This is a genomic window from Streptomyces hainanensis (genome assembly GCF_004348415.1).
In the GTDB taxonomy this organism is placed as follows: domain Bacteria; phylum Actinomycetota; class Actinomycetes; order Streptomycetales; family Streptomycetaceae; genus Streptomyces; species Streptomyces hainanensis.
In genome coordinates this window covers 1-10513 of record NZ_SMKI01000276.1, presented here as the reverse complement: position 1 = coordinate 10513, position 10513 = coordinate 1, and the positions used below count along the sequence as shown (strand labels likewise).

Here is a 10513-nt window from a genome sequence, read left to right as displayed (position 1 = left end):
GATGATGCGTTCGGCCTGGCGCGTGGCCACTGCCGTCTGGGAGTCCCAGGCCCGGAACTTCGCCGCGTTCACGCGCCGCTTGCTGGAGCGGATGCGGAAGCGCACCGAGTTCAGCGTCCGCTCGGGCCTGCTCGCCCTCGTCACCGCGACCGCCCTGTCCACCGCGCCGCCCGCCGCGGCCGCCGACACCTGGAAGGAGGTCGGTTCCGACCGCGCCGACCCGCTGACCGAGAGTCAGGGCCTGACCTCCGTCGAGGTCCCGGCCAACAGCCCCAACCGTTACACCGGCATCGGCACCATCCCCGCCGACGTCCGCTTCCGCGGCTGGAACCACGTCGGCGACCCGGACGCCTCCTACGACGGCCACTACGTGGAGCCGTACCAGCGGGACTCGGGCGACAGCAAGATGTTCCGGGTGCAGGCGCCGGGCGGAGGCTGGTCGGAGTACACGCACGCCCTCCGCCCCGGCGAGGCGTTGAACAACTCCTGGGTCGCCATCACGCCCGACGGGCAGTGGATGCTGGCCGGCGAGTACGGCACCATGAGCCGGCTGCTGGTCTTCCCGACCCCCGGCGTCAACCCCGACACCTCGCCTTCGACCGACCTCCCGTGGGTCGCCACCGTCGACCTCGACCACCCCGTGCGCGACGTCCAGGGCTGCGACTTCTCCGGCCCCACCACGCTGCTGTGCTCGTCCGACGACCCCGAGGGCAGCCTGTTCGGCATCACCAGGCCGCTGCTCCAGATCGACCTGTCGGGGCCGCCGAACGGCGCGGCCGACGTGGCGGGACACGTCACGGCGCTCCGCCAACTCCCGCTGCGCAGCGGCTGCTCCGGCACCTTCGAGACGCAGGGCGTCGACTACGACCGCCGCACCGGCACCCTGCGGGTCATCGTCATGTCGCCGGGCTTCTGTGTCCTGACGGACAGCGTGACGTACCGCTTCACCCGGGGCTGAACCGGACGCCGGCCGCCGGGGCGACCGACGCCGGGCACACCGGAGCCCGAGGTGCCGTACACGGTGAGCTCAACCGTGCGGGTGCCTCGGGCCCGAAGTCTCAGCCGGCCGGCGGGCGTTCTCCCGGCCGCCGCCCGCTCAGCCGACGGGGGAGCCGGGGCGCTGCGGCGTGATGCCCACCTCGGTCATGTAGGCCGACAGCACCAGCCTGCCCACCGCCGGATAGGCGCCGAGCGGCTCGGCCGCCGCGCAGCCGGCCTCGTCGGCCGCCGCGGCCAGCAGGCCCTCGGGGATCTCGGGGCCGATCAGGCAGGGCGCGAGGGCGAGTTGCTGGGAGCCGGCGTCCGTGAGCTTGGCGGCGGTGTCCGCCACCGCGCCGTCCTCGTCGAGGGCCGCCGCCAGCACCGGCACGGCCAGCCGCGCGGACAGCAGCATGCCGGTGATGCCCGCCGCCTGCACCGCCTCGTCGCCGCCCACCGTCGCGAGCACGATGCCGTCGGCCGCCGTCGCGACCGTGAACAACCGGGCCCGGTCGGCGCGCGCGAGGCCCGCCTCGGACAGCCGGACGTGCACGGCCTCGGCGAGCAGCGGGTGCGGGCCGAGGACGTCGGTGAGCCCGGCGCCCGATCCGCTGTTCAACACCGCCTGCCGTATGACGCGCAGATGAGAGCTGTCGGGGCTGGCCAGCAGCGGGACCACGACCGGCGAGGGCCGCTCCGCGTCGTCCAGGTCGCCGCCGGCCTCTTCCACGATCCCCGCCAACACCTGTTGCAGGGACGGGAACTCCTCGTGCTGGCCCTCGGCGAAACCGATCCGCGCGTCGAGCCCGGGCAGCTCGGAACGGGCGATGCTCACCACCTCCTCCGCGACGGAGAGGCTGTCGGACGAGGGCGTGCCGGGGACGGCGAGCACCAGCGTCGGCGCGCCGTCCGGCGCCGACACCGGCTCCGGGCGGCGGTGCCGTCCTGGCTGACGTGGACGTGGCATTCGTACGGGAAGGCCGGAACCCGGCCCAGTGGGGGAGCTCATGTCGCCGCATGTTAATGCCTTGATGTGGTTGGCAGTTCGCCCGGGGGGATCCGGTCACCTTCCATCCCGTTTTGTCCCGCGCGTCAGTGTGAGCCCCCGAGGTCGCCGCGTTACCGCGCGCCCGCCGGGCCACCACCCTCCGAGGCGTCGTGCACGGACAGCAGCCCGGGCTCGGTCGGCAGCCCGAGCGACCCCCGGGCGACCTGCGCGGCGAGCGACAGCGCGCCCTCCAACGGATCCCCGGCGGCCGGGACGATCGTGGCACCGGGCAGCCGGGCGGCCAACTCCTCGCGGAGCGGCCGCAGCAGCGGTTCGCCGAGCCGCGGGAGGCCGCCGGTGAGGGCCACCTGGGCCGAGGGGCCCGGCGGGCAGACGGCGGCGGTGGTGATCGCGATCTCCCGTGCCGCCTCCCGCAGGATTGCCGCCGCGACGGGATCCGCCGGCTCGGTGGCCGCGCACCGGGCCACCTCGGGCGCGAACGAGGCCAGCCACGCGGGCCGGTCGCTCCGCGGATACACCAGGCCGGGCAGCCCGGGGGCCGGGCCGAACAACGCCTCGGCCGCGGCCAGCAGCGCGGCCGAGCCGCCGGCCCGCCCGTCGTGGGCGCGCAGCGCCGCCTCGAGACCGACGCGGCCGATCCAGGAGCCGCCTCCGCAGTCGCCCAGCAGATGGCCCCAGCCGTCGGCCCGGCGCCAGCCGCGGCCGTCGAGACCGAGGGCGATCAGGCCCGTGCCGGCGGCCACCACGGCACCCGGGTGTTCGCCGAGCGCCCCCACGTACCCCGTCACCACGTCGGCCGCGAGCGCGGTGCGGCGCGCCCCGAGGCCGTCGGCTAGGGCCCCGGGCAACTCGGCGCGCAGCCGCCCGCCCAGGGTGACCATGCCGGCGGCGCCGACGCAGGCGGCCGCGACACGGGTGCCGTCCGCCTTGGCCAGCAGTTCCCGCGCGGCGGGCAGCAGCCGGGCGATCAGCCGTCCGGCGTCGATGCCCGCGCTCCCGGTCGGCACCGGCTCGCCGGACGCCACCGAGCCGCACGGCTCGGGCGGCCCCGACGACGTCACCCTGGCGAGCGCCACGCGGAGCCCGGAGCCGCCGGAGTCCACCCCGAGCACGAACCGGGGCTCGGCAGGGGGGCCCTCGGTCACGGAATCTTCCAGTCCACCGCCGCCGCGCCCTGTTCCTCCAGCAGCGTGTTGGCCCGGCTGAACGGGCGGGAGCCGAAGAAGCCGCGGTCCGCCGACATCGGGGAGGGATGCGCCGACTCCACGGTCGGCACCGGGCCGAGCAGCGGCCTGGCGTTGCGCGCGTCGCGCCCCCACAGGATCGCCACCAGCGGCTTGCCGCGGGCCGCGAGCGCCCTGATCGCCTGCTCGGTGACCTCCTCCCAGCCCTTGCCGCGGTGGGCGCCGGGCTTGCGCGGCGCCGTCGTCAGTGCCCGGTTCAGCAGCAGCACGCCCTGGTCGGTCCACGGCGTCAGGTCGCCGGTGGACGGCCGGGGCAGCCCCAGGTCGGTGTTGAGCTCCCGGTAGATGTTCTCCAGCGAGCCGGGCAGCGGACGCACGTCGGGGGCGACCGAGAAGCTCAGCCCCACCGCGTGGCCCGGCGTGGGATAGGGATCCTGACCGACGATCAGCACCCGCACCTCGGCGAACGGCTGCTGAAAGGCTCTCAGGACGTTGGGCCCGGCCGGCAGATAGGTGCGCCCGGCGGCGATCTCGGCGCGCAGGAAGTCGCCCATGGCGGCGATCCGGTCGCCGACCGGGGCCAGGGCCTCGGCCCAACCGGGCTCGATGATCTCGTTCAATGGTCGTGCTGCCACGGTCCGTCACCCTACTGGCCCCGCCCGGGTCCGGTCTCCCGATCCGGGAATCCGGACACCCGCGCCGCCCCTCGTGTCCACGGGGTTCCCCACCCGGGTTCCCCGGCCCGACCACCTCCGCCGGACGAGGCCAGTGTGTACCAGACCACTGACAGCGCGTGTTCGCGGCCCCGGCGCATCCGGTTCGCCGGTCGGCCGGAACCGGTGCCCCGCGCCGTCCACCGGCACGGGCGGGCGGCCGCCTCTCGTACACTTGGCCGTATGAGCCCGAGCACGCCAGGCGCCGCCGCCGGCCGCGACCTACCGCACCCGGGGCGCCAGCAGATCCGCCTCGAAGAGGTGCTGCACGCACTGGCGGACCCGGTGCGGCTCGCCGTGGTCAGCCGGCTCGCCGTGGGGGACGAGGAGCTCGCCTGCTCCGTCTTCGACGTGCCGGTCAGCAAGTCCACCAGCACCCACCACTTCCGGGTGCTGCGCGAGAGCGGCGTGATCCGGCAGGTCTACCGCGGCACCGCCAAGATGAACGCGCTGCGCCGTGCCGATCTCGACGCCCGGTTCCCCGGCCTGCTCGACGCCGTCCTCGCCGCCACCCGCCACGGCCACTCCCAGCCGGTCGCCGGATAGCCGCCGCACTCGGCGGCCGAGCTCAGCCGCCCCGCGCCGCGGTCAGCAGCCCGGCCCAGTCGGCGATCTTCACGGTTCCGCGCGACAGCGATCTTCCCAGCGCCGCCTCGGCCGACTCGATGTCCAACCAGCCCGGCCACTCGACCGGTTCGCAGCCCGCCGACCGCAGGCCCGCCACCGGGTCGCCGGCCGCCACCTCGCGGGCCGCCAGGGCCGGCAGGTCGGCCAGCACCGCGCCCGCGGTCTCCTTCGCGCAGGACCGGTTGCTGCCGATCACCCCCGTCGGTCCGCGCTTGATCCATCCCGCCACGTAGGCGCCGGGCAGCGGCGCGCCGTCCCGCAGCACCCGGCCCGCGGCGTGCGGCACCGTGCCGCCGGTCGGGTCGAACGGCAGCCCGGGCAGCGCCACGCCCCGGTAGCCGACCGACCGCAGCACCAACCCCGCCTCGATGTCCACCGGTTCGCCGGTGCCGACCACCCCGCCGGCCCCGTCGGGCGCGGTCCGCTCGAACCGCACGCCGCGCACCGCGCCGGCCGCGTCGCCGAGGATCTCCACGGGGCGCAGGAAGAACCGCAGTCGGATCCGCCGCCCCGCTCCGTCCGCCGCCCGGTCCGCGGAGCGGCCGGCCAGGTCCCGCAGCGCGGCGACGTTGCGCCGCGCGACGGCCGGGAGCCCCGAGGGGTCCCCGTAGCCGGGGTCCGCCACCAGCTCCGCCTCCCGCACGGTCACCCGGGCGCCCGGTAGTCCGCCCAGCTCCCGCAGCTCCTTGGTGGTGAACTTGGCCTGGGCCGGACCGCGCCGGCCCACCATGTGCACCTCGCGCACGCCGCTGGCCGCCAGGGCGTCGAGCGGCTCCTGGGGGATGTCCGTGGATCGCAGCTCGTCGGCGGCGCGCGCCAGGATCCGGGCGACGTCCACCGCGACGTTGCCCACCCCGATCACCACCGCGGCGCGCGCCCCGAGGCCGAAGTCCCGGACGGCGACGTCGGGATGACCGCTGTACCAGGAGACGAAGTCCGTCGCCGACCAGCTGCCGGCCAGGTCCTCGCCCGGTATGCCGAGCCGCCGGTCCCGCGCCGCCCCCACGCAGTAGACGACCGCGTGGTACAGCTCGCGCAGCCGCTCGGTCGGCACCCCGCCGTCGCCCACCCGCACGTTGCCGACGAAGCGGACCCGGTCGTGTTCGAGGACCCGCCGCAGGCCGCCCTGGAGCGACTTGATCTTCTCGTGGTCCGGCGCCACCCCGTACCGCACCAGGCCGTACGGGCAGGGCAGCCGGTCCAGCACGTCCACCGCGAGCGGCACGGGCCCGGCCGCCGTCCCGTCGACCAGGGACTGCGCGGTGTAGACGCCACTCGGTCCGGAACCGACCACCGCGATGCGCAACATGCCGGGCTCCTCGCGCCGCCGAGCCGGTACGGTCCTCCAGCATGACACCGGCGGGCGCCGGAAGGGAGGGGCGTGCGTCGCCCGCGGCACCGGCCACCGGCCGGCCGGTGGCCGGTCGGCGTCAGAGCATGGCCCGCATCCGGTCGATCTCGACGGTCTGCTCCGCGAGCACGTCGTTGGCCAGCTGCTGGGCCTGTCCGTCGTTGCCCGTGGTCAGCGCGTCCGTCGCCATGGTCACCGCGCCCTCGTGGTGGGTGATCATCAGCTCCAGGAAGAGGCCGTCGAAGTCGACGCCCTCGGCCTCGCCCAGCGACTCCAACTGTTCGGGGGTGGCCATCCCCGGCATCCCGCCCGCCGCGTGGTCCCCGTGCCCCCCGTCGCCCTCGCGGTCCTCGTCGGCCGCCGCGCCCGCGTTGCGCGCCAGCCACGCCTCCATCGCGGCGATCTCCCCGTTCTGCGCCGCGGTGACGCGTTCCGCGAGCCGCCGTACCGCGTCGTCGGCCGTCCGGTCGTCGACGAGTTCCGCCATGACCAGCGCCTGCTCGTGGTGGTCGATCATCATGCGCATGAAGGCGAAGTCGGCGGCGTTGGGTTCCGCGCCCTCGCGGGCCACCTCCCTGGCCTCCTCGGGCGACAGGGTCCGCGCCGGTTCCCCGGGCGCCCCGGGGGCGATCACCGACGCCGCGTCGGCGTCGTCGGTGGACTCCGAGTCGCCGGTGCAACCGGCCGCGAGGGTCAGGACCGCCGTGGCGGCCAGGACGGCGAACAGGGATCCCCGACGGTCCGTCAACGTTCCTCCTCATGTACACAGATGACAGTCTGATTACCCATATTGATATGTACATGCGCGGGCGGATACTGAGGGGATCATGTTCCGCCCGGCACGAGCGGAACCCCGCGGATTCGAGGGAGGACGCGTGACATCGTTGCACACACCCCTGGTGCGACGCAGACGGCTGGGGGTCCTCGCCGCCGTCTCCGGCCTGCTGGCGGCGCTCTTCGTGGCCGGCCCGGCGTCGGCCACTCCTGACCCGGGCGACGCCTCCGTCCCCGGCGACGACGTCTCGCAGAGCGAGCGCGCCCAGGTCAGGGAGGCGATAGCCGAGGGCGAGATACCCGGCGTGGGCGAGATCGCGCACAGCGCCAACGTCACGCCGGTGGCCCATGTCCCGCACGCCTCCGGGCTCGCGGGCACCAACTCCGACATCGCCTTCCAGGGCCGGTACGCCTTCGCCGGCAACTACGACGGCTTCGTCGTCTACGACATCTCACGCCCGGAGCGGCCCAGGATCGTCAGCCAGGTCCTCTGCCCCGGCGGTCAGGGCGACGTCGCCGTCAGCGGCGACCTGTTGATCCTCGCCGTCGACTCCTCGCGCAGCGACGACTCCTGCAACAGCGTCGGGCAGTCCGCGACGATCAAGGAGTCCTGGGAGGGCATCCGGATCTTCGACATCAGCGACAAGCGGAACCCGGAGTACGTGGCCGCCGTCGAGACCTCCTGCGGCTCGCACACCCAGACCCTGGTCCCCGACGGCCGCGACCTCTACGTCTACGTCTCCTCCTACTCGCCGAGCGCGTCCTTCCCCGACTGCCAGCCACCGCACGACGGCATCTCCATCGTCCGGGTGCCGCGCGGCGCCCCCGAGCGCGCCGAGGTGTCCAACTTCGAGGTGCTCTTCCCCGAGGGCGGCTTCCCCGGTGACGCGGACGGCTCCGCCACCACCGGCTGCCACGACATCACCGCCTACCCGCGGCTCGACCTGGCGGCCGGCGCCTGCATGGGCGACGGCATCCTGATGGACATCTCGGACCCGGCCAGGCCACGGGTCCTCGACCAGGTCCAGGACACCGAGAACTTCGCCTTCTGGCACTCCGCCACCTTCAGCCAGGACGGCTCCAAGGTGGTCTTCACCGACGAACTCGGCGGTGGCGGTGGCGCCATGTGCACCCCCGCGACCAGCGAGGAACTCGGCGCCGACGGCATCTACCACATCACCGGCCGTGGCGACAACCGTCAACTGGCCTTCCAGAACTACTACAAGATGCCGCGTGAGCAGGCCAGCACCGAGAACTGCGTGGCGCACAACGGCTCGCTGATCCCGGCCCGCGGCCGCGACATCATGGTCCAGGCCTGGTACCAGGGCGGCATCTCGATCTGGGACTTCACCGACTCCCGGAACCCGCACGAGATCGGCTACTTCGAGCGCGGCCCGCTCACCGAGGACGTGCTGTCCTTCGGCGGATCCTGGTCCGCCTACTACTACAACGGCTACATCTACTCCAACGACCAGGAGGGCCTCGACGTCCTGCGGATCGACGACCGGCGCACCGACAGCGCCGAGCGCGTCCGCCTGTCGGAGCTCAACGTGCAGACGCAGCCCAGCTACCGCTGAGTGAGCTGACGGGATCGCGGCGGGGTCCCGCCGGGCGGTCGTTCGCCCGGTGGGACCCCCGACTCCCAGGCCAGCCCGTACCGTTCGAACAACTCGGCGCGCAACCGCTCCGGTGGCATCGGCGCCCCCGGCAGCAGCCGCGCCACCACCGCCCCCATCAACAGCGCCCGCAGCATGGGGTAGTCGGTGTCCGGATCCGGTGAACCGTGGGCGACCACGGCCTCCCGCAGCAGCGCCGCGAGACGCCGTTGCTCGGCGCACTGGACGAACCCGCCGTGCTGGAGCAGCCCGGCCAGGTGGGCCCGCATCAACACCGGCCGGTCGCCGGCCAGTCCGAGGATCGCGTCGATCGCCCTGGCCAACAGCTCGTCGCCGGCCCGGGGGCCGGTCGGCACCGGCGCCCGGCCCAGCGCCTCGTCGAGGGTGAGGTGCATCAGCCGGTGGACGGCGGACTGCACCAGCTCGCGCTTGCCGGGGAAGTAGTACGAGACCAGCCCGCGCGCCGCGCCGGCCCGATCCGCGATGTCGCCCAGGGTGGTCGCCTCGTAGCCGTGCTCCGAGACCAGCTCGACCGTTGCCTGGAGCAGCCGTTGTCGGGAGCGTCGGCGCATATCCGCATTGACCGATGCGCGGCGAGGCGACATGCTTGACCCCCGATGACTGGCTGACGGCCAATATACTCGGCCGGCGCCAGGAGACATCCGCCTCCGCCGCGGATTCGCACCCGGCGGCTGTGCCGGTATCGGACGGCGCGGGGGACCGTCCGATACCGGTGCCGTCGTCGGCCGGTTCGCCACCGGGGCGGACCCGGGTGGCCGCTATCCCAGCGTGGGAAACAGCGCCGAGAGCCCCGGGGCGAACGTCACCAGCACCGGCACGGCGGGCAGCAGCGTCGCGTAGGCGGTGAGCCGCGCCCGGCGCGGCGGGGAGAACCGCTCGGCCGGCCGCAGCAGGCGGCGCACCCGGTGCGGCACGTGCGCGTGCCGCGCGGCCGCGCGGCCGAAGACGCCCCGGTCCTCGTTGAGCCCGACCAGTGCCAGGGCGGTGGTCAGCCGGCCGAACCGGCGGGAGGCCACGTCGTCCGCGGCCAGCTCGACCAGCCGGTGCACCTGCTGCCGGAAGCCCGCGAACACCGGCACCCCGGGGAAGCCCCTGGCCAGCGCCCCCGAGCAGTGCAGCAACCAGTGGTGCCTGGCCCGCGCGTGCCCCTGCTCGTGCGCCGACACCGCGTCCAACTGCCGCCGGTTCAGCCGCCGCAGCGCCCCCGTGGTGATCACCAGCCGCGGCACCGACCCCGGCAGGGCCCAGGCGTCGGGCCGGGCGTCCTCCAACACGATCAACCGGTCGGTCGCCTCGGTCGCCTCGGCCTCCTCGCCGGGCAGTCGCGGGGCGCGGGCCAGTAGCCCCGCGCGCCGGCGGCGCCGCTCCGACCGGGCCGCACGCACCTCGCGGGTCAACATCACCGCCGTCCAGGCCCCGCCGCCGGCGAGCAGCAGCGCCAACGCCGCCGGCCACCGCTCGCCCGCGGCGTGCAGCGCGTACGCGTCCACCACCTGGGTCGGCGCCGGCGCGAACAACTGGCCGCGCACCCCGTGCCAGGCCGCGGCGCCCGACAGGGCCATGGCGAGCACACAGCACAGCAGCACGGCCACGACCACGCACTGCCACACCCACAGCGCGAGCACCGGCTCCCGGTCCGGCCAGGAACCCCGGGCCAGCACGCGCGGCGCCGTCGCCGCGGTGAGGCCGCCCAACACGAGCAACGTGATGGCGATCACCATGCCCTCAGAGTAGGACGCGGGCCCCGAGGCGGGGAACGGCCCGGGGCGCCGCGTTCACAGGCCGAGGAGCATGGCCACCATGGCCACCGCGAGCGCGAGCCGGCACGCCGCCGCCACCTCGGGCGGTCGCCTGCCGGTCGCGGGGGCCGCCACCGGCCGGCCGGCCGCCGTCCCGCCGGCCGGCAGCAGCCGCGGCGCGGCGCGCAGCGCGTAGCCGGCGAAGTAGACCAGCAACACGCCGGTGAGCACCGGCAGCCCGGCCGGCGCCTGGTGGCCGGCGTGGGCCGTGGGGGCGCCGGCCATCGCCACCGCCGCGTACGCCATCGCCAGCGCCTCGACGAGGTGGTGCCCCCGGTGCGTCCCCTCGGCCACCAGCAGCACGGCACCGCACAGCGCCACCGCCGCGCACGCGGCGTGGAACGCCGGCGGCCACGGCGCCGCGGCCGGCACCGCCATCGCCGCCATGCCGAGGCCCATCACACCCTCCGCCCCGGCCGCGACCGCCTGCCGGGTGCCGCC

At 75.0% G+C, this 10513-nt stretch carries 11 protein-coding genes; 3 read left to right on the top strand and 8 right to left on the bottom strand.

What is annotated here, in order from left to right; genetic code table 11:
• Nucleotides 1-91 precede the first annotated feature (91 nt).
• Complete coding sequence (locus E1283_RS23315) at nt 92-958, top strand: hypothetical protein (RefSeq protein ID WP_165956224.1); 867 nt, start codon at nt 92-94, stop codon at nt 956-958.
• A gap of 138 nt (nt 959-1096) precedes the next feature.
• Here the strand turns inward: E1283_RS23315 and E1283_RS23310 are convergent, their stop codons facing one another.
• From E1283_RS23310 to E1283_RS23300, 3 genes are all read right to left on the bottom strand, one after another.
• Nucleotides 1097-1987, bottom strand: coding sequence for a sirohydrochlorin chelatase (locus E1283_RS23310; RefSeq protein WP_132820082.1), 891 nt, complete (start codon nt 1985-1987; stop codon nt 1097-1099).
• Nucleotides 1988-2097: 110 nt separating this feature from the next.
• Nucleotides 2098-3132, bottom strand: coding sequence for an N-acetylglucosamine kinase (locus tag E1283_RS23305; RefSeq protein WP_243745039.1), 1035 nt, complete (start codon nt 3130-3132; stop codon nt 2098-2100).
• On the bottom strand, nt 3129-3806 hold the full coding sequence (locus E1283_RS23300) for a uracil-DNA glycosylase (protein ID WP_132820081.1): 678 nt from the start codon (nt 3804-3806) through the stop codon (nt 3129-3131). Before E1283_RS23300 ends, E1283_RS23305 begins: the two co-directional genes overlap by 4 nt.
• A gap of 261 nt (nt 3807-4067) precedes the next feature.
• Between E1283_RS23300 and E1283_RS23295 the strand changes: the two genes are divergently transcribed.
• Complete coding sequence (locus E1283_RS23295; RefSeq protein ID WP_132820080.1) at nt 4068-4430, top strand: ArsR/SmtB family transcription factor; 363 nt, start codon at nt 4068-4070, stop codon at nt 4428-4430.
• Between the two features lie 22 nt (nt 4431-4452).
• Here E1283_RS23295 and E1283_RS23290 read toward each other — a convergent pair whose 3' ends face one another.
• Nucleotides 4453-5820, bottom strand: a complete 1368-nt coding sequence (locus tag E1283_RS23290) for an FAD-dependent oxidoreductase (protein WP_132820079.1) — start codon at nt 5818-5820, stop codon at nt 4453-4455.
• A 121-nt stretch (nt 5821-5941) separates the two neighbouring features.
• Complete coding sequence (locus E1283_RS23285; RefSeq protein WP_243745038.1) at nt 5942-6610, bottom strand: DUF305 domain-containing protein; 669 nt, start codon at nt 6608-6610, stop codon at nt 5942-5944.
• A 127-nt stretch (nt 6611-6737) separates the two neighbouring features.
• On the opposite strand from E1283_RS23285, the gene E1283_RS23280 reads away from it, so the two are divergent.
• A complete protein-coding gene (locus E1283_RS23280) occupies nt 6738-8213 on the top strand; it encodes an LVIVD repeat-containing protein (protein WP_165956223.1) in 1476 nt (491 codons plus the stop codon).
• Here the strand turns inward: E1283_RS23280 and E1283_RS23275 are convergent.
• From E1283_RS23275 to E1283_RS23265, 3 genes are all read right to left on the bottom strand, one after another.
• A complete protein-coding gene (locus E1283_RS23275; protein WP_132820077.1) occupies nt 8204-8857 on the bottom strand; it encodes a TetR/AcrR family transcriptional regulator in 654 nt (217 codons plus the stop codon). The two genes, E1283_RS23280 and E1283_RS23275, sit on opposite strands and share 10 nt — an antisense overlap.
• Nucleotides 8858-9031: 174 nt before the next feature.
• Nucleotides 9032-9994, bottom strand: coding sequence for a M56 family metallopeptidase (locus tag E1283_RS23270; RefSeq protein ID WP_132820076.1), 963 nt, complete (start codon nt 9992-9994; stop codon nt 9032-9034).
• A 54-nt stretch (nt 9995-10048) separates the two neighbouring features.
• A partial coding sequence (locus E1283_RS23265; RefSeq protein WP_132820075.1) for a DUF5134 domain-containing protein occupies nt 10049-10513 on the bottom strand: 465 nt, incomplete at its 5' end.

Coding starts and splice junctions, on each gene's coding strand:
- E1283_RS23270 (WP_132820076.1), bottom strand. CDS start 9,994: ATGGTGATCGCCATCACGTTGCTCGTGTTGGGCGGCCTCACCGCGGCG.
- E1283_RS23295 (WP_132820080.1), top strand. CDS start 4,068: ATGAGCCCGAGCACGCCAGGCGCCGCCGCCGGCCGCGACCTACCGCAC.
- E1283_RS23275 (WP_132820077.1), bottom strand. CDS start 8,857: ATGTCGCCTCGCCGCGCATCGGTCAATGCGGATATGCGCCGACGCTCC.
- E1283_RS23290 (WP_132820079.1), bottom strand. CDS start 5,820: ATGTTGCGCATCGCGGTGGTCGGTTCCGGACCGAGTGGCGTCTACACC.
- E1283_RS23315 (WP_165956224.1), top strand. CDS start 92: ATGCGGAAGCGCACCGAGTTCAGCGTCCGCTCGGGCCTGCTCGCCCTC.
- E1283_RS23310 (WP_132820082.1), bottom strand. CDS start 1,987: ATGAGCTCCCCCACTGGGCCGGGTTCCGGCCTTCCCGTACGAATGCCA.